The sequence below is a fragment of the Acinetobacter sp. YH12156 genome, from assembly GCF_013418235.1.
GTDB lineage: Bacteria > Pseudomonadota > Gammaproteobacteria > Pseudomonadales > Moraxellaceae > Acinetobacter > Acinetobacter pseudolwoffii.
In genome coordinates, this window is sequence record NZ_VPCL01000011.1 from 55095 (window position 1) to 79213 (window position 24119).

A 24119-nucleotide genomic window follows, 5' to 3' on the forward strand; every position below is an offset into this window, starting at 1 on the left:
CGGATAGTTCAGATTGCTTCCCCATATAAATAGGAATTTCTTTCCAATTTAAAGGATTCATACATTAAAAAGATCTTAACCTCCTAATTTTGGGATATGGCAAATATGAGGGTCTTTTTATACTGAATCCACATTATAAATTTCAGGAAGATTCTAATGAAAAAAACTTTACTTTGCCTTGCTTTAGCGGGGTTACTTAGTGCCTGCGGCGGTTCGGATAATGATTCGTCTAACATTCCCCCATCCACAACAACTCAAATAGGTGTCCTAACCGATGGCCCTGTTGAAGGTGCAACTTATACCATTAATGGTATATCTAAAACGACAAACGCACAGGGAGAATTTGAATATCAAGAAGGTGATGAAATTACCTTCTCTATCGGTAATATCGACCTTGGAACTGTCACTGGATCTGAACGTATTACTCCAGTCGAGTTAGCTGAGGACGAAACGACACGTACTAATATGCTCATTTTCTTACAATCTTTAGATTCTAATGGTGTGCATGACGATGGAATCCAAATTCCAGATTCAATGCCTCAACTCACTGCCAATTCTATTGATTTTTCCAAACCGACAACAGAGTTTATTGAAAGCTTTCAACCTGTCCTTGCAAGCATAGTCGGTTTTGAAACTAAACAGGTCGTTACAGCGGAAACAGCAAAAGATAACTTTAACCAAGCACTGCTCAAAGATCTTGCCGGTGTTTGGTATGCGAAGAATGAAGAGTCAGAAGTTGTACTGCAAATCACCAAAGACGGAAAATATATGCTTGGTGAACCGATTTTCAGTGCACCATCAGATAGCGCCAATGGCATGGAATACGGTGAATTATCTATTGATGCATTGTCTGGAGACTTACGGGCTCAATCCTCAATAGACACGAATGAAGATTGGGGTTTAACGGATTTCGGTGTTACACGTGATATGAAAATATCATTGAATGGCACTGAATTAAAAATTTCAGAAGCCCAAAATCCAAATGAAAGTGCAACTTTTACTAAATTTCCTCGTCATAACTCAGGAATTATAGGTGCGTGGAGTTCAAGCTCAGGTAAACAATTATTTGTTTTCAAAACGGATAATACCTATACCCTAATTGATGCTGTAGGAGATGATCAAGTTGAAGCTGGGGAAACACCTTGTGGTGGACCAGGTATCGAATATGGTACCTACCAGCTTCAAAATGGTAAATTATTTGTTAATGCTATCGCTATCGATACAAATGGTTGTGCAGGCCTCTCTGATACCAATGCACATTTAGGTTTATCAGGCACTATTGGTACCAATACACTAACATTTACTGTAAGTGGCGAAGGTACTTTTACACTCTCTCGACTAAACTAAACCAAATTAAAATGCTCCAATCATAAGATTGGGGCATTTTATTTAATATGCTCAAAATGAATGGTACAGCCCATCAATAAATGCATCAGTTCGATTTGCGAACAACATTGGGTTTTTTCATAAATATTTTTAAAATACGTCCGTACCGAACTCAACGTAATGCCACACTGTTCTGCAATATCTTCTATTTTATAACCATTAATTAACAACTCGCATAAATCAAACTCTCGTTTGGAAAGCTGGTAACACTGTTGTAGGTAAGCTCTTGACAGGGAATAATGCTGGTTTTTATCTGTCATAAATAAGGCAATCTGATGCTGAGCAGACTGTAAATGTTGCATATTTCTTAATTTTTTAAATGGCACCACCGTCAGCATGAATTGTGAGCCTGCCCCATCACTCAACGCCAAGACTCCACCTACTTCAGTCTGAATGGTCGTATCTTCCAGCAAAGCACTTTCCAGAAGCTGATCAAAACGTACCTGCTGAGCATAATTGGTTTTTAGACGGTTATGTATATCGAGATCCAGACATGAACTCTGATCAAGCATCTTTTGCGCAACAGGATTGGAATAGCTTAAACACAAGTTTTGATCAAGCAGTACAATTCCGGTTTTTAAACTGTCCAATACCGTATACAAGCTTAAATTATCTTGCTGAATCAAGTTGATTTGCCGGTGAATTTGCAAAGCCCGGCGTAAATGGATACTGATGCGTCTTAAAAAATCCAGCTCAGGCTGTTCAAAAGGCTGTACTTCAGGTGCACGATGAATACCCAGTACCGCCCAACGATAATTTCCCCGATCCAGCAATACGCCAGCCAGATAAGATACACCGCTAGGCTTTAAACACTTCTCATAGAACACATAGTGATCCGTACCCGGCTGTTCTGCATAGTGCTGACAGTTATGACTCAATGCATCGCCCATCTCGATCGCATTCCATAATGGCATATGCAGTTTCATATCAATCACTCTGATACGCTCATCTTGATAAGCGGCCAAACTTTCATTCGGGATATTGTGCGTGTAAACAAAATCATAGCCTGGATTAAGCTGATCCAGACCGGTAAAAATTGCACTCTTACTTTTAGTATAGCTGACGATATCTTTGATCACATCCAGCCACAAAGATGGCAATACAGCAGCATCATAAATTTTTGCAATCAGATTATTTTCTTGTTCTAATTTCATTATCCCCTCCGCATTATCATTATTTTCTAATCATAGCGTTCAGAATTAGTTAACGAAACAGCATAAAGTGACTTTAAACTTGACTAAAAATTCTTAAATCCTGCTCACTTATCAATAACTCTGGCCTGATTCACCTAATGAATCAAACTTTAACAAGATTGCTCTATTTATCTATACAGACTGCTTTTAATGTAATTAGCTAACAAATAAATCCATAGGATCAAAACAATGAAGAAATTTATATTCACCGCTGCGATGGCAGTCGCTATTTCATCAACGTTGACAGCATGTTCAAAACAGAATGACAATGAGCCAATGAATCATAATGCACCATCCAGCCCAGCGATGACGGAGCAAAATAACCCCGGTACCAATCTGACTCGGGCTGATAGCGCAGAGACCTCATTAGATTGGGCAGGTGAATATGAAGGTGTATTTCCTTGTGCCGACTGTGAAGGCATTAAAGTCGAGTTACAGCTTAATTCAGATAAGACTTATGAACTGAGTGAAGAATATTTAGGGAAAGCTAATAATAATGAATTTGAACTCAAAGGCAGTTTTAGTTTTGATCCTCAGGATCCGTCACTCATCACATTAGATAACAAAGCTGAAAACCGTAAATTCTTTGTTGGCGAAAATTTTATCGAAGCACGTGATGTTGAATCAGGTAAAAAAATTGAGAGTAATTTAAATTATAAATTAGTTAAAAAGTCTTCATCATAATTTTGTAAAGAATAAAAAAATCCCCGCTATTGCGGGGATTTTTTTAAGATCGGATGATCAACATGAATTACATCATGCCGCCCATACCACCCATGCCGCCCATATCAGGCATTGCAGGCTTGTCTTCTGGAATATCCGTAATCATACATTCAGTTGTCAACATTAATGCAGCAACAGAAGCAGCATGCTCAAGTGCAGAACGCGTTACTTTTGCTGGGTCAAGAATACCCATTTCGAGCATATCGCCATAAACACCTGTTGCCGCGTTATAACCGAAGTTGCCTTCGCCATTTTTCACAGCATTGATCACCACTGAAGGCTCATCACCCGCATTCGATACGATTTGACGAAGCGGCGCTTCAATCGCACGACGTAGAATGTTGATACCTACATTTTGGTCATCATTCGCGCCAGTTACGTTATCCAATACTTTCGCTGCACGTACCAGTGCAACACCACCACCTGCAACCACACCTTCTTCAACCGCAGCACGCGTTGCATGAAGGGCATCGTCTACACGGTCTTTCTTCTCTTTCATTTCAACTTCAGTCGCAGCACCGATTTTGATCACTGCAACACCGCCTGCCAATTTAGCAACACGTTCTTGAAGTTTTTCTTTGTCATATTCAGACGTCGATTCTTCAATTTGCGCACGGATTTGCTGAACACGTTCAGAGATTTGACCTGCATTACCCGCACCATCCACAATCACTGTGTTTTCTTTAGATACAGTCACTTTATGTGCAGTACCTAAATGTTCAAGTGCAGTTTGATCTAGCTGCATGCCAATTTCTTCAGAAATCACCGTACCGCCAGTCAAGATCGCAATGTCTTGCAGCATCGCTTTACGACGGTCACCAAAGCCAGGTGCTTTAACCGCACATACTTTGATAATACCGCGCATGTTGTTGACAACTAGAGTTGCAAGCGCTTCGCCTTCAACATCTTCAGCGATGATTAGAAGTGGTTTACCTGTTTTTGCAACAGCTTCAAGCACAGTAATCAATTCACGGATGTTACTGATTTTTTTGTCTACAAGAAGAATGAATGGATTTTCAAGTTCTGCAGTCAAAGTGTCTTGTTTGTTTGCGAAGTATGGTGAGATATAGCCACGGTCAAACTGCATACCTTCTACAACATCAAGCGAATCTTCGAAGCCCGAACCTTCTTCAACAGTGATTACGCCTTCTTTGCCGACTTTTTCCATTGCTTGCGCAATCAATTTACCAACAGTCGTATCCGAGTTTGCAGAGATCGAACCGACTTGTTCGATTGCTTTAGAGTCAGACGCAGGTTGAGCTGTTGCTTTAATTTCAGCAACCAAAGATTTAACCGCAATATCGATACCGCGTTTCAAGTCCATCGGGTTCATACCCGCAGTCACTGACTTGATACCTTCGTTCAAAATTGCTTGCGCCAATACAGTTGCAGTCGTTGTACCGTCACCTGCGATGTCATTGGTTTTTGAAGACACTTCGCGAACAAGTTGCGCTCCCATGTTTTCAAATTTGTCTTTTAGCGTGATTTCTTTAGCAACAGTCACACCATCTTTAGTGATGTGTGGTGAACCAAAAGAACGGTCGATCACAACGTTACGACCTTTAGGTCCTAAAGTCACTTTTACTGCATCTGCAAGAATATTGACACCAGCGATCATTTTTGAACGTGCTGAATCACCAAATTTTACGTCTTTAGCTGACATTTTTAACTCCAAATACTTTTAATATCTTTTAAATTCTGATGAATATAAGACGACTTTAAACGGAAATTAAGCAAATACCGCTAAAATGTCAGATTCTTTCATAATAAGAAGTTCTTCGCCGTCAACTTTCACAGTTGTACCCGCATACGTACCGAACAATACTTTATCGCCAACTTTTACATCTAGCGCACGTACACCATTGTCAGTGATTTGACCATTACCTACAGCAATGATTTCACCTTGAGCTGGTTTTTCTGCAGCAGAACCAGGAAGTAAAATACCGCCAGCTGTTTTAGTTTCTTCTTCAACACGACGAATAACAACGCGGTCATGTAATGGACGAATGTTGCTCATATTTAACTCCATCAGACTAAGTCTTTTTTAGATCACTGATGACGACTTAATTATTCCATGGGTCATCATCAAAAATTTTTGATGTCACTTTTATGGAGATGGAATAAAACGCTTCAAGGGCAAAAATGAAAAAAAATTGCTTTTTTTTAACGAATACTGATTTTTCGTCTATTTATTCAACATATCAGGCTTTAACAGAAAGGACTGGGTCACGTCATCGAATAAATACTGGGAAATTTTTCCTGATGCATCAATCAGATTAAAACTATTTGGCTCTTTTTTATGTAGCCGATGCGAGGCTGAAGTACCTGCATGTACATCATAAACAGGATGATCTGCCCCTAACTCAAAGATCAGGTTCAAATCATAAACCGCAGGTTGATGCAGATGTCCATGCAAGACTGCAAACAGGCCATGTGCTGCCCAAGCTTCTAAAGCAATTTTGGCCATCAATGGACTATCCTTAAAACCGCGCTTATTTTGAAAAGGCACATAGAACGGTTGATGGCTGACAATAATTTTTAATTTGGAAGAAGGCGCTTGGCCTAATTTCCGATCAATACGCTGAATCTGCTCAAGCGATAAATACCCTTTGGTGTGATAGCGGCGCCGGATTGAGTTCACCCCCACCAGATAAAAGTTGTCTGTTTCAAGTGTGGGTTCAAGTTCACCAAAAAAAAGCTGATAACGGGTAAATGGATTGAACAGCCGATTCCACAAATGATAGAGCGGAATATCATGATTACCCGGAATTACCAGATAAGGTGTCTCAAGCTGATCTAAAAACCGCTTACAGGCCAAAAACTGACTTAAACGTGCGCGTTGGGTCAGATCACCACTGACGACGACCGCTTCCAGAGGATGAGTCTGACAGAACTGTCGAATTGCCTCTAAACACTCGGGTTTTTCTGTCCCAAAATGCAGATCAGACAGATGCAGGATCATGCGGCACCCTTACACTCAGGCTGTTTTTTAAAACAGAAATATTGAGGGGCGGCGCCATTTCTACGATTTCGCCATCAATCGCCACCATCAATTTCTTGGATCTAGATTCGATACGGACTTGATCGGCAGCAAAACTGTAAACATCCGAAGCCTGATCAATCTTGCCACGAACCAACTGATACACAAGCTTAAATAAAGTTAGCTTATCACTTTTAGAAACCACTACTCCTGCGACTTTACCCTGCTCTGCTGCTTTGGCAATCTGCATTTTCATATCTGCCAGTTGCAAGGGATTGTTGCCAAAAAAGATCAGGGGTGTTTTTAGCGGATATTTCTTGTGATCTACCCAGATTTCCAGTTTCAGTTCCTTACGGTCGCGAATCAGCACATCCAGTGCGGAAGTATAGGCATGTAACGGCAATCGACCAAACCGCCGGTTATAATCTTCACGTTTTTTGATAAATAAGGGATACAGACCCAAACTGGCATTATTCAGATAAATATCCTGATTAATTTGGGCTACATTGATACGTTTAGATTGTCCCGTGGCAATCACTTTAGCGGCTTCAATTAAATCCAAGGGAATATCTAATAATCTGGCTACATAATTAAAAGTACCCAAGGGTAAAATTCCGACAGAAATTTGCGTATTCAATAAATGTTTGGCGACTGTATTTAAAGTACCATCCCCACCTGCTGCCACGACGATACCTGCTTCATCCGACGCTAAATGTCGTGTCAACACCTCCGCCATAACATGATCAAATTGCTGTGAATCATTGATTTCATAGGCTTTAGTCTGATAACCTTGCGCTGAAAATATTTCAGTCAGTTGTTCATAGATCCCTTCTGGCCCTTGTATGCGAAAACCAGCATTATGATTATAAATAAGCGATAAGGGTTTAGATTGATTAGACATTTTTCGCACAACTTTATGAAGCCTATTGGCATTTTGTCCAATTCATAGACAATTAACAGTAGCTTTATGTAAAATTCAAATGGCAACCATTTATTTAATCAATAACGAATATGAGACGTGCTATAAAATTAATAAATTGATTTTATTAATAATTTTTAAAATAAATACCACCCATAATTAAAATAAATAACCAAGGTAATTCAAATATTTAGTTTTATCTTATTGTTTTCATTATATTTACAAATAAAATAGCATTATATGCCAAAAGAAATCTAGTGCTTCTTTGGTCTTATTTTTTTTATCATTTTATGCTTTAATACAGCCACTTTTTTTCATATATCATCCGGGCAACATTTTTATTGTTCGGATTGTACTTTGTACATCCTTTTTGTACACATTTGAGATAGGCCTCACCATGACCCAAGTGAACGCACCAGAATTCGTTCGTCACCCTAAGCTTATTGCTTGGGTGGAAGAGATTGCTAAATTAACAAAACCAGCAAAAATTGAATGGTGTGACGGTAGCGCAGAAGAATATCAACGTTATATCGACTTGATGATCGCTAACGGCACAATGCAAGCACTGAATCAAGAAACTCATCCTGGTTCTTATCTTGCGAATTCTGATCCTTCTGACGTTGCTCGTGTTGAAGGTCGTACTTACATTTGCTCTGAAAACAAAGAAGACGCTGGCGCAACCAACAACTGGGAAGCGCCTGCTGAAATGCGTGCTCGCCTCAACGGTTTGTTTGACGGTTCTATGAAAGGTCGTACTTTGTACGTTGTGCCTTTCTCTATGGGTCCTTTAGGTTCTCATATTGCACACATCGGTATCGAATTAACAGATTCTCCTTACGTTGCTGTAAGCATGTCTAAAATGGCTCGCATGGGTAAAGCTGTTTATGACGTTCTAGGTACTGATGGCGAATACGTTCCATGTGTACATACTGTGGGCGCTCCGCTAGAACAAGGCGAAAAAGACGTTGCATGGCCTTGCAACCCTGAAAAATACATCGTGCATTATCCAGAAACTCGTGAGATCTGGTCTTACGGTTCTGGTTATGGCGGTAACGCATTGCTTGGTAAAAAATGCCTGGCTTTACGTATTGCATCATTTATGGGTCGTCAACAAGGCTGGTTAGCTGAACACATGCTGATCCTTGGCGTGACCAATCCACAAGGTGAAAAACACTATATCGCAGCTGCATTCCCGTCTGCATGTGGTAAAACAAACTTCGCGATGTTGATTCCACCAGCGGGCTACGAAGGCTGGAAAATTGAAACTGTAGGTGACGATATTGCTTGGATCAAACCAGGTGAAGATGGTCGCTTATATGCAATTAACCCTGAAGCTGGTTTCTTCGGTGTAGCGCCGGGTACAAATACCAAGACCAACCCGAACTGTATGGCAACATTAACTAAAGATGTGATCTATACCAACGTTGCTGTAACTGACAACGGCGAAGTATGGTGGGAAGGTCTTTCTAAAGAAGTACCTGCTAACCTAACCAACTGGAAAGGTCAACCTCACACTGGCGAAGAAAAAGCTGCGCATCCAAATGCTCGCTTCACTGTTGCTGCTGGTCAATGCCCTTCGATTGACGCTGACTGGGAAAATCCAGCAGGTGTTCCAATTTCTGCGTTCATCTTCGGTGGTCGTCGTGCAGATACAGTACCTCTAATTTCAGAAGCATTTGACTGGGTTGATGGTGTTTACAAAGCTGCAACCATGGGCTCTGAAACCACTGCTGCTGCTGTTGGTCAACAAGGTATTGTTCGTCGTGACCCGTTCGCGATGCTTCCTTTCGCTGGCTACAACATGGCGGATTACTTCACGCACTGGTTAGAAATGGGCGAGCAAGTTGCTGAGAAAGCTGAAGCTGCTGGCAACAAACTTCCTGGGATCTATAACGTGAACTGGTTCCGTCGTGACGCTGAAGGTAACTTCGTATGGCCTGGTTTCGGTCAAAACATGCGCGTTCTTGAGTGGATCATTGACCGCTGTGAAGGTCGTGCAACTGCTGTTGACACACCAATTGGCCGCGTTCCAACTTATGAACAATTGAACTGGACTGGTTCTGACTTTACTAAAGAACAATTTGACCTTGTGACTGCTCAAGATAAAGATCAATGGATCAAAGAACTTGAAAGCCACACTGAATTGTTCGACAAGCTGGGTGAGCGTTTACCAGAAGCGTTAAAAACTCGTCAAGCAGAACTTATTGCTGCGGTTAAATCTGCTTAATTGCTGATTTAATTTAAAAAGGTCGCGTAAGCGGCCTTTTTTATTGGCTGTTTAAACAATTGATCACAATTGATGAGAGCAGCAGCTTGAGTAAAATATGGCATACTTAGCCCAAGACTTCAGGAACTATAAATATGAAAAGAACAACAGTAATTTTGGCTGTGGCTGCAAGCAGTTTTGTACTGAGTGCATGTCAGACCACACCCCATCAATTCAATGGAAAAAGTGGCTATGAAATTCTGGAACGTTCAGACAATACAGCAACCCTGAGCTATACCCTCTCAGGACGACCAAGCCAAGATGAAAACCGCTTGCAAGCTGCCTGCAGACACGTATTAGGAAATTCCAAAACTTACAATATCCAGATTTTAAGCACTAATGAAATTTCTAATCCACTTGCGGAGCAGGAACAATATGGCCGCCAATTAGGTAATAGCCGCACGCAAATCAGCTTAAGCAATACCCCAGATCTATATAATAGCGAGAATCTCGGTGCACGCGAAGCCTTAGACGCCCGCCCAACCACGATGCGTGTCATTCGTTATACTTGTTCTTAATATCCGATATATTCAAAGCAACACAATAAAAAGGGCTTATTGCCCTTTTTATTTTTCAAATTCAACGTGTTTTATAAAAACTGACATTACGAAATTCCGGCGATTCATCCAGGTCTGGCCAGGTCGTCGCGCTACGTTCATCCAGCTTTTCATATTGAGGATGACTAAAGTTTTTTACTCGACTATCTGCAACCCAGACTTCAGGTGCAAATTTTAAAAACTCATCCAGGAAGAAACGGTTGCATTGATCATAGAGCACATCTGCGGCTAACAGAATATCTAGCTGCTCTGCCTTATACAGGTCATCCAGATATTCCAGCTCAACTTCATTTAACTCAGCATTGGCACGACAGGCATCCAAACTGACTTGATCGATGTCACAGCAGATGACGCGTTTTGCGCCTGCCATTTTCGCTGCAATGGCAACTACGCCCGATCCAGTCCCAAAATCCAAAACTACTTTGTCTTTGACATGATGCGGCTCTGCCAATAGCCACTGCGCCATCGCCAAACCTGATGCCCAACAAAAGATCCAGTATGGTGTATCATTCCAGATGCGACGAATCACTTCATCATCCAGTTTATCTGTTGGAAATACTGGCGGAATCAGCCACAGGGAAATGGGTGTATCCGGCAATTGCTGTGCATGCAGCTCACAGTATGGAATCACATTATGCAAGGCTTTTAGTAGATGCTCAGGGGCTTTAGGGAATTGGAAAGTACAGCTCATTGGTTTTTATTTTTGAATATTCAGAATTTTAGTTTCAAACACGAAACCCGAATTAATAAAGAAAGTTCCCTCTCCTTTATTAAAGGAGAGGGCTAGGGAGAGGATTATTTATAAAAAATCTCCCTCATCCTAGCCTTCTCCCTGAGGGAGAAGGAACACTGTAGGAATTAACCCAAAGCCTTCTCAGCAGCTTCAACAGTTTGACGAATCAATGTTGTGATTGTCATTGGACCTACGCCGCCCGGAACTGGTGTGTAAGCAGAAGCAATTTCTTCAATGCCTACAAGTTGAATATCACCTACACCACCGCCATCACGTGGATGGAAACCAGCATCAACAACCACCGCGCCTGATTTGATCCAGTCTTTTTGAATCAGTTCAGCTTTACCTACTGCACCGACAATAATGTCAGCTTGCTTAACAAAGCTTGCAAGATCTTGAGTACGTGAATGGCAAATGGTTACGGTTGCATTCGCTTCTAGCAGCATCGCAGCCATTGGTTTACCCAAAATTGCAGAACGACCTACAACCACCGCATGTTTACCAGCGATTTCGATGTTGTTTTCTTTCAAAATGGTCATAATCCCAGCAGGCGTCGCTGAACCATAGGCTGCTTCGCCCATTGCCATACGACCGTAGCCCAGACAAGTCACACCATCTACGTCTTTTTCAAGCGAAATTGCATCAAAACAGGCACGTTCATCAATTTGAGCCGGAACCGGGTGTTGAAGCAGAATCCCGTGCACATCAGGATTTGCATTTAATTTTTCAATTTCAGCCAATAATTCTTCAGTGGTGGTTTCTTTAGGAAGTTCCACTTTGAGTGAATCCATACCAACACGGCGGCAGGCATTACCTTTCATGCGAACATAAGTTGCAGATGCGCCATCGTCACCTACCAAAATCGTCGCAAGAATTGGAGTACGACCTGATTTTGCTTTCAGCGCTTCTACGCGAGTAAACAAGTCAGCTTCAATTTGCTTCGCCAATGCACGACCGTCTAGAACTAATGCCACGGCACTTCTCCCAAGTGTTGATATGAATCAATTTTGCACATTCTACATGAATAATTTAAATATTTTCCGCCAGATGATGTTTTTATGCGCATACAGATGAATACACTATTGTTTTTTTTTCTGAGCTTGATAATATACGCATCAACAAGACGCGGCGGGGTGGCAGAGTGGTCATGCAGCGGACTGCAACTCCGTGGACGCCGGTTCGATTCCGACCTCCGCCTCCATCTTGTTAAAGCCCGAGTGGTGAAATCGGTAGACACAGGGGATTTAAAATCCCCCGCCCACAAAGCGTGCCAGTTCGAGTCTGGCCTCGGGCACCATTCTTCTACTATAGAAAGATGGTGCAAATAAAGAACCCAGCGAAAGCTGGTTTTTTTATGCCTGTAATTTAGTAAATCAAAAAAATAAGTAAATTAAATTTCCATTTAAAGCATGATCATTAATTAAGCTACCCTGCTCTACTTTCTCAATATCATCCAGCAGTGCGCAAATATCCCTGCAAATCCTGTTCCAGTTTCTGCTGAAAATGAATCGGCTCAATAATTTTCACATAAGGCAACCAGTAACGCACCAAAGGCAATAACTGCATTTCGTGACGGATCTGGCAACTGATGAACAACTCTCCAGCCTCGGTTTCCTGCTCGATCTGCTGTTCTGGAAATAAATGGCGTTCTTTAAAAAATACCGCAACTTCAGGTTGCACCTTGATTAAAACCTGCTGTTTTTGCCGCCCAAACCAGATGCTGTCTTCATCTGCCAACATTTTCAGCACTTCAGGATCATGCTCAAAGCTCTCCTCCTCAGAAACCAGGTTGAGCTGTTGCAACTGGCTCAAGCGATAGGTGCGCAGCTTGTCGTGATCTACCCCCGCCAGATACCAGATGCCATGATGGTGAATCAAACGATAAGGCTGAATGATCCGCAATTGATCGGCATAAAGTAATTCAATCTGCTGACGTTTATAGATTGCACCTGCCAGCAGCTTGAAATGCTCGGCAAACTGTTTGGCATCTTCAAAATGATAGCCTTTGGCAGAAAAAACCAGATTGGCGCGATCATCCAGCAATTCACGTAAAAAGGACATATCTAGTGCGGGATACAGCTCACTGATCCCGGAAAGCTGGGCAAAGGTCTGAATATCCTGCAACTTGAACCGCCCCAAATAAGAGGGATCCAGATAATATCGTTTCTGTTGATCTTGGCGTAAAGGCAGATAAGAGTTTAATCGGTCAAAATCACGTTCAATGGTGCGGCTACTGACCTGAAATTCTGCAGCTAGCTCTGCAGCCCGGAGTTGATATCCGACATTTAATTTGGTCAAAATTCTGGCTAAACGCTCTGCAAGACGCTCATGTGTTGAAGCTGGGCGCTTCATAAATCCCCACTTAATACATTCACATGTACTTATTTATCGCTAGATACTTAATGATTATACTAAATACCAATAAGTGAATCATATTAGGATAAAGTCTAAGATATTCTTTTACCTCAGATCTTGACCCTTTATTCATCCCAAAAATACAAGACCTTATTTGGATTTTCTGGATGCTTTCTTGCTTAAAGGACGATTCTGGAGCGTTAATCTTTCCATATAACGCTCCAGATGCAGCATCGCTCGATACATTTTATGTAACTCTGCCCAACTCATGCTTCCGCGAATAATCATTTTATGAATACGATGCAATGCTTTTAAACTATGTTTTGAACTATATACTATTGGAATAATTTTCATCTTATTTTCCCTCTCACATTCATGTGAATGTTGAACCAATTAGTCGGAATTATCGATAGATGCAATTTACGTGGCATTCTTGACAGGTTGTGTCGAACAGTTAACATTTTTTAATTTTTATTCAAAATTTTATATATTTATTTGTAATAAGATTTTACTCAAAATTAAAAAAGCCAGTAAAATTACTGGCTTTTTTAAATCATTTATATCGTATTAAATAATTTCAACCACAACTTTACCCACATGTTCTCCCGTATCCATTGCGGCATGGGCATCTTGAATTTGATCAAACTTAAACGTTTTATAGATCATCGGCAAACATTCGCCTTTTGCCCATAATGGTGCAATCTGCTCTTTCAGACCTTGTGCAATTTCCGCTTTTTCAGCGGTGCTTCGTGCTCGCATGGTCGAACCGGTAATGGTCAGACGTTTCATCATGATAGGACCTAAATTAACCTCTTTGGCTTTACGACCGCCCAAAAAGGCGATATACACCAGACGTCCATCACGGCGCAACAAATTTAAATTACGCTCTAAATAAGGCGCACCGACCATATCTAAAATGACATCGACGCCGCCATTGTCAGTTGCTTCATTAATCACTTGCTCAAAGTCCTGAGTTTTATAGTTAATAGCTGTGGTTAAATCAGAAATTGCTGCAACTTTTTCATCCGAACCGACAGTCGCAAAAGTTTTGATTCCGAGTGCTTTACATAACATTAAAGCAGTAGTGCCAATGCCGCTGCTCCCGCCATGAATCAGCACGGTTTCGCCTGCTTTGGCCTGCCCCATCTGGAACACATTGGCCCACACGGTAAAAAAGGTTTCAGGAATGGCTGCCGCCTGTGTAAAGCTTACACCTTCCGGAATATTCAAGGTCTGGCTTTCTGGTACGACACAATATTCTGCATAACCACCACCATTGGTTAGACCGCAGACTTGATCACCCACTTTAAATTTGGTGACATCGCCACCTACAGCTTCAACAATACCGGCAACTTCCAGACCAGGAACTGGGGTTACCCCTTTAGGCATCGGATATAAGCCTTGACGCTGCAAGATATCTGGACGGTTAATACCAAAAGCATGGACTTTCACCAGAACTTCATCTGCTTTGGCTTCGGGGATTGCAACCGTTTCATAAGCCAATTTATCGATATCGCCCGGTTCTGTAATAATGACCTGTTGCATGCTTGCTTGTGACATATATTTCCCTGCTTATTGAATATTCAAGATACTTGGCTTTATTTGAACATAGTTAAGCTGAGGAATGAAGCCAAGTCGGACTTATGTATAATCAAGTCACTATTCAAAAAATTGATAGGAGATGGATATGAGCGAGATCATTGAGTATAACGAGAATAATTACAGTAATTTTGAATGGTTCGAAGGTTTTGCAGTCATTCGCTTTTATGCCGAATGGTGTAAGCCTTGTATTCAGAATTTTCCGGTCTTTAATGAACTGGCAGCGCAATATGCTGAAAGCAAGCCCGAAATCAAATTTGGCAAAGTAAATATCGACCAATCTCCAGTATTAACCTTGCGCTATCATGTTTATGGTCTACCTTCTACGCTGATTTTTAAAAATGGCACAATCATTAAAAGGATTGCTGGCGCAAAAAGTCTAACGGAGATAAAGACGATTCTATCTCAATCCCTAACTGATTTTTCTGAATAATTGAAGCATACATATCTGAAGATAAACTGTAGAGAAAATTTCGTTTTTACCCCTCGGTAAAATCCGGACTTGGTAATTAACCACGGCTTTTATACTCTTTGACCATCCGATCACTGACATCTTCCGGATAACACAAAGGTGCATGCCCACCCGCCCGATTATATGCACTACGTTTACCACAGCGACTGCCATTACTGGCCGTATTGTAAGGACATGGACAATTCCCCGGATAACGATCAATCGACTGCTGGATAATTTTTTGCTTAATTGCATCTGTACTGGTCGCCTGTTTAGCGTCCACCCCAAAAGCCAAACACAACCCGATTAAAATAAATATTTTTTTCATAAACACCCCTCAATATTTGTATTATATCGAGAAGAAATTTAAGTGAAAGTTCAACATTCACACGGCTGCACATTACTTACATACTTAAAAGCATCCAAATAAAAAACCCGCTTTACAGCGGGTTTTTTAAATCGACTCAGTCTTATAATCGAACCAATTCTACAATTTTATCAGCAAGCTCTTCGACTGCTTCCATAATTAAAGTGGTGTCCGTACCTTCAGCAGTATCGGTAATCACCACCACACCTGTTTCACGAAGCAATGCAACTTGTGTAACATCAAGACCCGCTCTGGCAATTGCCACGATGCCTTGCTGAATCAATAAACTTTCAAGTGCCTGAGCATTTTCCAAAGCTTTTGCCGAGACAGTCAGCGCAGCAGGTTTTTGCCCCAAACGCGCAGCACGCACTTCAGCAGTCACGGGCTCATCATGTGCAGACCATTCAACTGATTCTTCCACCATACCTGCACCAATCGTCACGTTATTTAAACGATCAATAAAGATAAATGAACCGGTATAACGGCTGTCTTGATAACGGTCAAAGACCACGGGCGCATCAAATTCAACAGTCACATTGGCAATCGCATTCAGCTCAAGATTTTCGACCTGAACTTTCTCCAGTGTGTTGACGTTGGTACGGTAATGAATCGCTGTCACTTTTGCAGGAACAGTCTGTGTACCAATCTTAATGTTGTACAGCTTGCCAATCACCAGCGCTTGATCTGCCATCCACACCACAGTCGCTTGAACTGAACGAGAAATATTTGGAACCGCTTGATCGGCACGAATTAATACGTTACCACGTGAAATATCAATTTCATCGTTGAGCGTTAAAGTCACCGCTTGACCTGCAACAGCATGCTCAAGATTGCCATCAAAAGTAACGATTTCTTTTACTGTTGATGATTTACCTGATGGTAAAGCCGTTACGGTATCGCCAACGTTGATATCACCAAGTGCAATCGTGCCGCAGAAACCACGGAAATCGAGGTTTGGACGGTTGACATATTGCACAGGAAAACGAAAATCTGCTTTTGCCGAAGTACGGTTAATTTCTACCGACTCAAGCGTACCCATCAATGTTTCACCGGTGTACCACGGTGTATTGGCGGACTTGTTCACCACGTTATCGCCATTCAATGCAGAAATTGGCGTAAAGATGATGTTCGATGGTTTACGATCACCCAACTGCGCAACGAATGCTGCATATTCTGCCTGAATTTCATTGAAGCGGGCTTCAGAGAAGTCCACCAGGTCCATCTTGTTGATCGCAACAACAATATTTTTAATACCAAGTAAGCTTGCAATAAAGGTATGACGACGGGTTTGAGTTTGCACACCATAACGCGCATCAATCAAGATAATCGCAAGGTCGCAGGTCGATGCACCTGTTGCCATGTTACGGGTGTACTGCTCATGTCCCGGAGTATCGGCAATGATGAACTTACGCTTTTCAGTCGAGAAATAACGATAGGCGACATCAATGGTAATGCCCTGCTCACGTTCTGCCTGCAGACCATCTACCAGAAGTGCCAAGTCAGGTGCATCGCCTGTGGTACCGACTTTTTTCGAGTCACGGGTGACGGCTTGCAATTGATCTTCATAAATCAATTTTGAATCGTAAAGCAGTCGACCAATTAGAGTCGATTTACCATCATCTACGTTACCGCAAGTCAGGAAACGCAACAGGTCTTTATTTTCATGTTGTTTCAAATAGCCCAAAATATCTTGGCTAATCAGTTCTGATTGATGAGACATTGCCCAAAGCTCCACATATTCTTTAGAAATCGGTTTTTAATCCCTCTAAATCTCCCTGTATAAAAGGGAGACTTCCTCCACTTTTAAGCCCCTCTTTCTCAAAGAGGGGTTTGGGGAGATTTTTAGGGGGAGATTAAATTAGAAGTAGCCTTCCTGCTTCTTCTTCTCCATCGAGCCTGCTTCATCATGGTCAATCATACGACCCTGACGCTCAGAGCTGGTTGCCAAGAGCATTTCTTGGATAATTTCCGGCAAGGTATCTGCAGTTGATTCAACCGCACCTGTTAATGGATAACAACCTAAAGTACGGAAACGTACCGATTTCATTTGTGGAACTTCACCTTCTTTTAAAGGCATACGTTCGTCATCCACCATAATAAGTGTACCGCTACGCTCAACCACAGGACGTTCTGCAGCCAGGTAAAGTGGCACAAGTGGAATGCTTTCCAAATAGATGTATTGCCAGATATCCAACTCGGTCCAGTTTGATAACGGGAATACACGAATACTTTCACCTTGATTTACTTTACCGTTGTAAAGGTTCCAAAGTTCAGGGCGTTGGTTTTTGGGATCCCAACGATGTTTATCATCACGGAATGAATAGACACGTTCTTTGGCACGAGATTTTTCTTCATCACGGCGCGCACCACCAAAAGCAGCATCAAACTTGTATTTATTTAAGGCTTGTTTTAAACCTTGGGTCTTCATGATGTCAGTATATTTTGAACTACCATGATCGAAAGGATTGATGCCTGCCTCGACTCCTTCTTTGTTTTGATGCACGATCAAATCAAAACCATGTTTTTTTGCCATGTTGTCACGGAAAGCAATCATGTCTTTAAATTTCCAACCCGTGTCTACATGCAGTAGCGGGAATGGAAGTTTGGCTGGATAAAACGCTTTCAGTGCAAGATGCAGCATGACTGCTGAATCTTTACCAATGGAATAAAGCATGACTGGATTTTCAAATTCAGCTGCTACTTCACGGATAATATGAATACTCTCAGCTTCAAGCTGTTTGAGATGAGTAAGTCTTTCCTCATTTAACGACATGGACAACACCAGCTTAGAAAAACGTGTACTTATGACACTTTTGAAAATTTATATTCATTATAGTGATTTACTTATCTTAGCCATTGCTTGTTTTATGATATTGATATATCAAAAGCTCATATAAAAATTCACTAATAACAAATATCAGTTTTTATGAATCAATAATGAACGTCACCACATCTGACTATTTTTGCTGTATTAATTTTTAAAATCACCCATAAAAGTATAGATAAATAATCTAAAGTAGTGGTTTCCAAGATGCTGAAAAATTAATAGAGTAGGCTAAATTCTCCCTTTGATATATTTTGCTTATGGCTTATAGCGCTTTTGATCTCTCCACTCTAAAAACTCGCCTGGAACAAGCAGAGCTTGCAGGTTACATTTATCAGCATCAGCAACACATTTTAGTCTTACAAGAACCTTTCAGTGAAGACGGCAAGCCTTTAAATATCTATTTGCAACATGAACTGACTGCCGACCAGATCGGATTACAGTTTGGTCTGCGTTTGCAAGAAGGTCATTGGGAATTCTTATTGGGTGTGACGTATAGCAACCAGAATGCAGCTTATGAAATCGGTGCGGGTAATCTTAAAGGTGATCAAAAAGCCTTTAACTTACTCTATGCATTTTACAATTACCCTAAAGCATTCTATCTGGTGGCATTGCCTTTAACCAGCAATAGCCAGATGCTGGAGCAGACTTTGGAACAGCAACTTTTCAGTCAGCCGGATCTGCATTTTCTGGATACTGCGATCAAGGTGAACCCGATGGGTGAACAGATCACATGGATAAAAAACTATATTCTGCAACAGACTCTGGATATGAAAGTCCGGATTCAGACTGCCTTACTCTAAGTCTTTAAGAAAGAAATATAGAGATACTAAGGCACAGTATTTCTATATTTCTCAGAAAAACCAATCCACACAACCTTAAAATTCACACAACATATTGAAAATAATTAATTTTTTAGAAGATCCTAAATAAACTTATAGTTTACTATTAACTTTAATAGTTCAATAATTATTAAATACATAATATATTCAATCCTTGTTTATAAGGTTTTTTGTTATTTTTTTGCATACAAAATTAATAATTACTGCTATCGTTATAGCATCAGAGGCTTCCTTACACTTTTCCTAAAACATAATTATAGAGATAAAAAATGTGGGAACTGTTTACTCATCCGTCAAATATCGTATTTAGTATCAGCCTGAGTCTGATGCTGATGTTTGCTGCACTGGAATGCATATTACTGCTGCTCGGTGGCGGCTCGCAGAATATGTTAGAACAGTTTTTGCCTGAAGACCCCCTGCAACCAGAAATTAATCCAGATCAACATCCCGGCTTTTTCACCAAAGTATTTGACTGGTTATATCTGGGACGTCTGCCTTTATTTATCTGGCTCATCATTTTTCTGACCAGTTATGGCCTGAGTGGCTTATTGATTCAGGGAATATTTGAACGCCTGACCAGCCAGCTCTTCAATGTATGGCTAATTTCCCCAGCCTGTCTGTTTCTGTGTATGCCGATAGTGCGCTGGCTTGCCATGGCTGCCAGCAAGCTTATGCCTCAAGATGAAACTTCTGCCATTTATAGTGACGAGCTTATTGGGCGTACCGCAATCATTATTCTGGGTGATGCCAAAGTCAACTCTCCTGCACAAGCCAAAGTCCGGGATCAGCATGGCCAGACCCATTATGTTTTAGTCGAACCAGAAACCAATCAAATTTTAAATCAAGGTCAGAATGTCGTACTGACCCATAAAACCAAAAATGGCTTTCAAGCCACTGCACTCTAATTTTATTCAGCCAGAACCAAACTGAGACTTTATAATAATGTTAACTTTTGATTTATATAATATTTTAATTATTTCTGGAATTATTTTTGCAGCACTGGTGACCTTCGGTCTCATCATTGCGCGCCTATACCGCCGCTCCAGTAAAGAAATCTCCTTTGTGCGTACCGGTTGGGGTGGTGAAAAAGTGATTTTGGGTGGAGGAGCAATCGTGCTCCCAGTCTTGCATGAAATCATTCAAGTCAATATGAACACCCTGCGTCTTGAAGTGCGCCGTGCAGATGATCAGGCACTGATTACCCGTGACCGTATGCGCGTGGATGTCATGGCCGAATTCTATGTGCGGGTCAAACCTACTGCTGATTCAATTGCAACAGCTGCACAAACGCTCGGGCAAAAGACCATGTCACCGAATGAATTAAAAAATCTGGTCGAAGGCAAATTTGTCGATTCACTGCGTGCAGTAGCAGCAGAAATGGCCATGGAAGAACTGCATGAAAAACGGGTCGACTTTGTACAAAAAGTACAGCAAGTGGTTTCAGAAGATTTGCATAAAAATGGTCTGGAACTGGAAACCGTTTCCCTGACTGGCCTGGATCAAACTGGATTTAAATATTTCAATCCACAAAATGCCTTTGATGCTGAAGGCCTGACCAAGCTCACTGAAACCATTGAAGATCGTCGTCGCAAGCGAAATCATATCGAGCAGGATACCGACCTGGCGATCAAAACTAAAAATCTGGAAGCAGAACAGGCGCGCCTGCAAATCATTCGTGAAGAAGAATATGCCAAGCTGCAACAGGAACGCGAAATTGCCATTCGCCGTGCCGAGCAACTGGCTGAAATTTCTGCTCAGGAAGCCGGTAAAAAAACGTGAAGCAGAAGAAGCACAAATTGCTGCTGAACGAGAAGTCGACCTCAAGCGTATTTTAGCGGCCCGTGATGTAGAAAATGAGAATATCCAAAAAGCGCAGCTGATTCAAAAAGCCCAAGTCGAACAAAAGAAAACTATTGAGCTGGCCGAACAGGATCGTGCCATTGCCATTGCAGAAAAATCTCGCGCCGAATCTGAAGCCAAAGCGCAAGCCGATCAGGCACGTGCTCAAGCGGTAAAAGCGGAAGAAGAAGTCATCACTGTACGCCAAATCCAGCAGGCAGAGCGTCAAAAAGCGGTTGAGCTGGTCGCAGCCAAAGAACACGCGGAAAAAGATGCAATTGCGATTACGGTTGCCGCTGAAGCCGGAAAACAAGCCGCAGCAGATGATGCCGAAGCAGTACGTATTGCTGCTGAAGCTGAAGCCGAAAAGGTTCGTCTTAAGGCCAAAGGTGAAGCGGACGCAAAAATTCTACTGGCTCAGGCGATGGAAAAACAGTATCAGGTCGATGCAGAAGGTACCCGTGCAGTCAACGAAGCCAATAATGTGCTGTCACCTGAACAGGTCGAAATGCAGATTCGCCTAGCCATGTTGAAATACTTGCCTGAAATTATCCGGGAAAGTGTTAAACCGATGGAAAATATTGATGACATCAAGATTCTTCAGGTCAATGGCCTGCATGGCAGTCATGCCGGTTCCTGTCAGACAGATGCACATCATGAAAATGGCAATGTTGCCCTGTCAGATCAGGTGGTAAATAGCGCCCTGCGTTATCGCAGCCAAGCACCCTTAATTGATAGCCTAATGAATGAACTTGGTATTCAGGGTGGTGATATTAATGGTATGACCCAGAGTCTGAAGGCTAAAACTTAAAAATAGAATGAGATATAAAAAAGCTCCCAACTGGGAGCTTTTTAGTGCATGTTTAATCTATAAATCAAACCAAACCTTTATCTTTCAATACTTGCAACATGGTTGAACCAAGTTCCGCAGGACTGCGGGTATATGCCATACCCGCACGCTCAAAGGCAGCAAATTTTTCTTCAGCAGTTCCTTTACCACCTGAAATAATTGCACCCGCATGCCCCATACGCTTGCCTTTAGGTGCGGTAACACCTGCAATATAACCGACCACAGGCTTGGTGACATGAGCCTGAATATATTCCGCTGCCTCTTCTTCTGCGGTACCACCAATTTCACCAATCATAATAATGGCTTCAGTCTGAGGATCGTCCTGGAACAGTTTCAAGCAGTCAATCTGGTTCATGCCCGGAATCGGATCTCCCCCGATCCCGATACAAGTAGACTGACCCAGTCCAAGCTTGGTGGTCTGCGCTACGGCTTCATAGGTCAAAGTCCCTGAGCGCGAGATAATTCCAATTTTACCCGGCTGATGAATATGACCCGGCATGATCCCGATCTTACATTCACCCGGCGTAATAATGCCCGGACAGTTTGGCCCGATTAAACGCGTGCCATTACCATTGGTTTCCAGATAACGCTTGGCTTTAAGCATGTCGATGGTCGGTACACCTTCAGTGATCACCACAATTAACTCAATGCCCGAATCAACCGCTTCAACAATAGAATCCAGCACAAATGGTGCAGGAACATAAATCACCGAAGCATCTGCGCCAGTTTCTTTCACCGCTTCGCGCATGGTATTGAATACTGGTAATTCCAGATGGGTTTGACCACCCTTACCCGGTGTTACACCACCGACAACTTTGGTGCCGTAAGCCAAAGCCTGCTCAGAATGAAATGTGCCGTTTTTTCCTGTAAAGCCCTGTACCAATACTTTGGTGTCTTTATTCACTAATACGCTCATGATTGATACTCCTTAAGCTTTTACAGCAGCAACGATTTTTTCTGCAGCGTCAGCAAGACCATTTGCAGAAATCAATTTCAAACCTGATTCATCCAGTAATTTTGCACCCAGTTCCGCATTGTTGCCTTCGAGGCGAACAACCACAGGAACGGTCACATTTACTTCCTGAACCGCCGCAATAATTGCTTCTGCAATCATGTCACAACGTACAATTCCACCAAAAATATTAATCAACACACCCTGCACAGAGTGATCTGCCAGAATAATTTTAAAAGCTTCAATCACGCGCTCTTTGGTCGCACCACCACCAACATCGAGGAAGTTGGCAGGTTGACCACCATAAAGCTTGATAATATCCATGGTTGCCATCGCAAGACCGGCACCATTCACCATACAGCCAATGTTCCCTTCCAATGCCACATAGTTCAGATCAAATTCAGATGCTTTGAGTTCACGTTCATTTTCCTGAGACTTATCACGTAGCGCAGCCACTTCAGGCAAACGGTACAGTGCATTCGAATCAATCCCGATTTTGGCATCCACACACAGAATATCGCCATTTTCACGTACCGACAGCGGATTGATTTCAAAAAGTGCAAAATCATTGTCTACAAATGCCTGATAAGCAGCAGTCATGACTTTAACAAATTGATTAATTTGGCCATCTTTGAGTTTTAGGGCAAAAGCCACTTCGCGAGCCTGAAATGGCATGAGCCCCACTAAAGGATCAACTTCAACTTTAATAATTTTTTCAGGGGTTTCTTCGGCCACTTTCTCAATTTCAACACCGCCTTCAGTCGATGCCATAAAAGTAATGCGGCGGGTTGAACGATCGACCACCGCACCCAAATAAAGTTCGCGCTCAACAGGATAAACATCCTCAGAGACTAAAATGCTATTTACCGGCTGACCATTGGCATCGGTCTGATAAGTTACCAGGTTTGAACCGATGATCTGGTTGGCATATTCAGCAGCCTCGGTAGCCGATTTAACGACTTTTACACCACCGGCCTTCCCACGACCACCTGCATGCACCTGAGCTTTCAGTACTGCGAACTTTCCACCTAACTGCTCAAAAGCATGTACCGTTTCATCGGCATTGGTGGCAAGTATCCCTTCCTGTACCGGCATACCATATTTTTTTAATAGCGCTTTTGCTTGATACTCATGTAAATTCATTCAATAACCTTTTATTACTTCTTTGCCTTGTTATAAACCCACCAGTACCCAGACGTCCGTCAAAGCAGTACCAGCATTTCTTAAAATCGTTATCTTTATTTTTAGATGATTGTTCCCATAAAAACAACCATGAAATGTAA

22 protein-coding genes, 2 tRNA genes and 1 pseudogene are annotated in these 24119 nt (G+C 41.9%); 10 read left to right on the forward strand and 15 right to left on the reverse strand.

Annotated features, from left to right (window positions below; all coding sequences use genetic code 11):
- Positions 1–156 precede the first annotated feature (156 nt).
- Positions 157–1347 (forward strand): hypothetical protein, encoded by a 1191-nt coding sequence (locus FTU87_RS10185; RefSeq protein WP_180097235.1) that lies wholly within the window; start codon positions 157–159, stop codon positions 1345–1347.
- Between the two features lie 38 nt (positions 1348–1385).
- Here FTU87_RS10185 and FTU87_RS10190 read toward each other — a convergent pair whose 3' ends face one another.
- A complete protein-coding gene (locus FTU87_RS10190; RefSeq protein WP_180097237.1) occupies positions 1386–2540 on the reverse strand; it encodes a LuxR C-terminal-related transcriptional regulator in 1155 nt (384 codons plus the stop codon).
- Positions 2541–2768: 228 nt separating this feature from the next.
- On the opposite strand from FTU87_RS10190, the gene FTU87_RS10195 reads away from it, so the two are divergent.
- Positions 2769–3263, forward strand: coding sequence for a copper resistance protein NlpE (locus FTU87_RS10195; protein ID WP_005096313.1), 495 nt, complete (start codon positions 2769–2771; stop codon positions 3261–3263).
- Between the two features lie 67 nt (positions 3264–3330).
- On the opposite strand, the gene groL is transcribed toward FTU87_RS10195, so the two are convergent.
- The 4 genes from groL to FTU87_RS10215 form a co-directional block, all read right to left on the reverse strand.
- Complete coding sequence (gene groL / locus FTU87_RS10200) at positions 3331–4965, reverse strand: chaperonin GroEL (protein ID WP_180097239.1); 1635 nt, start codon at positions 4963–4965, stop codon at positions 3331–3333.
- A gap of 66 nt (positions 4966–5031) precedes the next feature.
- The gene (gene groES, locus FTU87_RS10205; RefSeq protein WP_005096311.1) at positions 5032–5319 is read right to left on the reverse strand and encodes a co-chaperone GroES; all 288 of its coding nucleotides are present in this window, start codon (positions 5317–5319) and stop codon (positions 5032–5034) included.
- 168 nt (positions 5320–5487) lie between these two features.
- On the reverse strand, positions 5488–6264 hold the full coding sequence (locus FTU87_RS10210) for a metallophosphoesterase (protein ID WP_180097241.1): 777 nt from the start codon (positions 6262–6264) through the stop codon (positions 5488–5490).
- The gene (locus tag FTU87_RS10215) at positions 6245–7183 is read right to left on the reverse strand and encodes a diacylglycerol kinase family protein (RefSeq protein WP_180097242.1); all 939 of its coding nucleotides are present in this window, start codon (positions 7181–7183) and stop codon (positions 6245–6247) included. Before FTU87_RS10215 ends, FTU87_RS10210 begins: the two co-directional genes overlap by 20 nt.
- A gap of 415 nt (positions 7184–7598) precedes the next feature.
- On the opposite strand from FTU87_RS10215, the gene FTU87_RS10220 reads away from it, so the two are divergent.
- Both FTU87_RS10220 and FTU87_RS10225 read left to right on the forward strand, forming a co-directional pair.
- Complete coding sequence (locus tag FTU87_RS10220) at positions 7599–9428, forward strand: phosphoenolpyruvate carboxykinase (GTP) (protein ID WP_100355272.1); 1830 nt, start codon at positions 7599–7601, stop codon at positions 9426–9428.
- 134 nt (positions 9429–9562) lie between these two features.
- Positions 9563–9985 (forward strand): hypothetical protein, encoded by a 423-nt coding sequence (locus tag FTU87_RS10225; RefSeq protein WP_100328804.1) that lies wholly within the window; start codon positions 9563–9565, stop codon positions 9983–9985.
- A 61-nt stretch (positions 9986–10046) separates the two neighbouring features.
- Here FTU87_RS10225 and FTU87_RS10230 read toward each other — a convergent pair whose 3' ends face one another.
- Together FTU87_RS10230 and folD are read right to left on the reverse strand one after the other, a co-directional pair.
- Positions 10047–10715 carry a methyltransferase gene (locus FTU87_RS10230; protein ID WP_180097244.1) on the reverse strand — a complete coding sequence of 223 codons (669 nt, stop codon included), beginning with the start codon at positions 10713–10715 and terminating at the stop codon, positions 10047–10049.
- A 167-nt stretch (positions 10716–10882) separates the two neighbouring features.
- Positions 10883–11731, reverse strand: coding sequence for a bifunctional methylenetetrahydrofolate dehydrogenase/methenyltetrahydrofolate cyclohydrolase FolD (gene folD / locus FTU87_RS10235; RefSeq protein WP_074383079.1), 849 nt, complete (start codon positions 11729–11731; stop codon positions 10883–10885).
- A gap of 153 nt (positions 11732–11884) precedes the next feature.
- On the opposite strand from folD, the gene FTU87_RS10240 reads away from it, so the two are divergent.
- Positions 11885–11958 (forward strand) — tRNA-Cys (locus tag FTU87_RS10240).
- A gap of 10 nt (positions 11959–11968) precedes the next feature.
- Positions 11969–12054, forward strand: a tRNA-Leu gene (locus FTU87_RS10245).
- A gap of 152 nt (positions 12055–12206) precedes the next feature.
- On the opposite strand, the gene FTU87_RS10250 is transcribed toward FTU87_RS10245, so the two are convergent.
- From FTU87_RS10250 to FTU87_RS10260, 3 genes are all read right to left on the reverse strand, one after another.
- Positions 12207–13109 carry a YafY family protein gene (locus FTU87_RS10250; protein ID WP_100328807.1) on the reverse strand — a complete coding sequence of 301 codons (903 nt, stop codon included), beginning with the start codon at positions 13107–13109 and terminating at the stop codon, positions 12207–12209.
- Positions 13110–13262: 153 nt separating this feature from the next.
- Positions 13263–13466, reverse strand: a complete 204-nt coding sequence (locus tag FTU87_RS10255; protein WP_159516433.1) for a hypothetical protein — start codon at positions 13464–13466, stop codon at positions 13263–13265.
- 213 nt (positions 13467–13679) lie between these two features.
- A complete protein-coding gene (locus tag FTU87_RS10260) occupies positions 13680–14672 on the reverse strand; it encodes an NAD(P)H-quinone oxidoreductase (protein WP_180097246.1) in 993 nt (330 codons plus the stop codon).
- A 127-nt stretch (positions 14673–14799) separates the two neighbouring features.
- Here FTU87_RS10260 and FTU87_RS10265 point away from each other — a divergent pair, with 127 nt between their 5' ends.
- Positions 14800–15144 (forward strand): co-chaperone YbbN, encoded by a 345-nt coding sequence (locus FTU87_RS10265; RefSeq protein ID WP_005171940.1) that lies wholly within the window; start codon positions 14800–14802, stop codon positions 15142–15144.
- Positions 15145–15220: 76 nt separating this feature from the next.
- On the opposite strand, the gene FTU87_RS10270 is transcribed toward FTU87_RS10265, so the two are convergent.
- The 3 genes from FTU87_RS10270 to cysD form a co-directional block, all read right to left on the reverse strand.
- Complete coding sequence (locus FTU87_RS10270) at positions 15221–15490, reverse strand: hypothetical protein (protein ID WP_005171942.1); 270 nt, start codon at positions 15488–15490, stop codon at positions 15221–15223.
- A gap of 142 nt (positions 15491–15632) precedes the next feature.
- The gene (cysN, locus tag FTU87_RS10275; protein ID WP_100328810.1) at positions 15633–17249 is read right to left on the reverse strand and encodes a sulfate adenylyltransferase subunit CysN; all 1617 of its coding nucleotides are present in this window, start codon (positions 17247–17249) and stop codon (positions 15633–15635) included.
- A gap of 138 nt (positions 17250–17387) precedes the next feature.
- Complete coding sequence (cysD, locus tag FTU87_RS10280; protein ID WP_005096294.1) at positions 17388–18302, reverse strand: sulfate adenylyltransferase subunit CysD; 915 nt, start codon at positions 18300–18302, stop codon at positions 17388–17390.
- A 311-nt stretch (positions 18303–18613) separates the two neighbouring features.
- On the opposite strand from cysD, the gene FTU87_RS10285 reads away from it, so the two are divergent.
- The 3 genes and pseudogenes from FTU87_RS10285 (at position 18614) to FTU87_RS10295 (ending at position 21845) form a co-directional block, all read left to right on the forward strand.
- Positions 18614–19156: a hypothetical protein gene (locus FTU87_RS10285; protein WP_005171949.1), complete on the forward strand. Its 543-nt coding sequence runs from the start codon at positions 18614–18616 to the stop codon at positions 19154–19156.
- A 308-nt stretch (positions 19157–19464) separates the two neighbouring features.
- Complete coding sequence (locus tag FTU87_RS10290) at positions 19465–20100, forward strand: YqiJ family protein (protein ID WP_005096292.1); 636 nt, start codon at positions 19465–19467, stop codon at positions 20098–20100.
- A gap of 37 nt (positions 20101–20137) precedes the next feature.
- Positions 20138–21845 (forward strand): annotated as a pseudogene (locus FTU87_RS10295) (flotillin family protein).
- A 64-nt stretch (positions 21846–21909) separates the two neighbouring features.
- Here FTU87_RS10295 and sucD read toward each other — a convergent pair.
- On the reverse strand, positions 21910–22800 hold the full coding sequence (sucD, locus tag FTU87_RS10300) for a succinate--CoA ligase subunit alpha (RefSeq protein ID WP_005096290.1): 891 nt from the start codon (positions 22798–22800) through the stop codon (positions 21910–21912).
- A 12-nt stretch (positions 22801–22812) separates the two neighbouring features.
- A complete protein-coding gene (sucC, locus tag FTU87_RS10305) occupies positions 22813–23979 on the reverse strand; it encodes an ADP-forming succinate--CoA ligase subunit beta (protein ID WP_005096289.1) in 1167 nt (388 codons plus the stop codon).
- Between the last annotated feature and the right edge of the window lie 140 nt (positions 23980–24119).

What these genes read in the sequence shown, in the direction of transcription:
- FTU87_RS10185 (WP_180097235.1), top strand. Translation starts at nt 157, where the DNA reads ATGAAAAAAACTTTACTTTGCCTTGCTTTAGCGGGGTTACTTAGTGCC.
- FTU87_RS10190 (WP_180097237.1), bottom strand. Translation starts at nt 2,540, where the DNA reads ATGAAATTAGAACAAGAAAATAATCTGATTGCAAAAATTTATGATGCT.
- FTU87_RS10195 (WP_005096313.1), top strand. Translation starts at nt 2,769, where the DNA reads ATGAAGAAATTTATATTCACCGCTGCGATGGCAGTCGCTATTTCATCA.
- groL (WP_180097239.1), bottom strand. Translation starts at nt 4,965, where the DNA reads ATGTCAGCTAAAGACGTAAAATTTGGTGATTCAGCACGTTCAAAAATG.
- groES (WP_005096311.1), bottom strand. Translation starts at nt 5,319, where the DNA reads ATGAGCAACATTCGTCCATTACATGACCGCGTTGTTATTCGTCGTGTT.
- FTU87_RS10210 (WP_180097241.1), bottom strand. Translation starts at nt 6,264, where the DNA reads ATGATCCTGCATCTGTCTGATCTGCATTTTGGGACAGAAAAACCCGAG.
- FTU87_RS10215 (WP_180097242.1), bottom strand. Translation starts at nt 7,183, where the DNA reads ATGTCTAATCAATCTAAACCCTTATCGCTTATTTATAATCATAATGCT.
- FTU87_RS10220 (WP_100355272.1), top strand. Translation starts at nt 7,599, where the DNA reads ATGACCCAAGTGAACGCACCAGAATTCGTTCGTCACCCTAAGCTTATT.
- FTU87_RS10225 (WP_100328804.1), top strand. Translation starts at nt 9,563, where the DNA reads ATGAAAAGAACAACAGTAATTTTGGCTGTGGCTGCAAGCAGTTTTGTA.
- FTU87_RS10230 (WP_180097244.1), bottom strand. Translation starts at nt 10,715, where the DNA reads ATGAGCTGTACTTTCCAATTCCCTAAAGCCCCTGAGCATCTACTAAAA.
- FTU87_RS10250 (WP_100328807.1), bottom strand. Translation starts at nt 13,109, where the DNA reads ATGAAGCGCCCAGCTTCAACACATGAGCGTCTTGCAGAGCGTTTAGCC.
- FTU87_RS10255 (WP_159516433.1), bottom strand. Translation starts at nt 13,466, where the DNA reads ATGAAAATTATTCCAATAGTATATAGTTCAAAACATAGTTTAAAAGCA.
- FTU87_RS10260 (WP_180097246.1), bottom strand. Translation starts at nt 14,672, where the DNA reads ATGTCACAAGCAAGCATGCAACAGGTCATTATTACAGAACCGGGCGAT.
- FTU87_RS10265 (WP_005171940.1), top strand. Translation starts at nt 14,800, where the DNA reads ATGAGCGAGATCATTGAGTATAACGAGAATAATTACAGTAATTTTGAA.
- FTU87_RS10270 (WP_005171942.1), bottom strand. Translation starts at nt 15,490, where the DNA reads ATGAAAAAAATATTTATTTTAATCGGGTTGTGTTTGGCTTTTGGGGTG.
- cysN (WP_100328810.1), bottom strand. Translation starts at nt 17,249, where the DNA reads ATGTCTCATCAATCAGAACTGATTAGCCAAGATATTTTGGGCTATTTG.
- cysD (WP_005096294.1), bottom strand. Translation starts at nt 18,302, where the DNA reads ATGTCGTTAAATGAGGAAAGACTTACTCATCTCAAACAGCTTGAAGCT.
- FTU87_RS10285 (WP_005171949.1), top strand. Translation starts at nt 18,614, where the DNA reads ATGGCTTATAGCGCTTTTGATCTCTCCACTCTAAAAACTCGCCTGGAA.
- FTU87_RS10290 (WP_005096292.1), top strand. Translation starts at nt 19,465, where the DNA reads ATGTGGGAACTGTTTACTCATCCGTCAAATATCGTATTTAGTATCAGC.
- sucD (WP_005096290.1), bottom strand. Translation starts at nt 22,800, where the DNA reads ATGAGCGTATTAGTGAATAAAGACACCAAAGTATTGGTACAGGGCTTT.
- sucC (WP_005096289.1), bottom strand. Translation starts at nt 23,979, where the DNA reads ATGAATTTACATGAGTATCAAGCAAAAGCGCTATTAAAAAAATATGGT.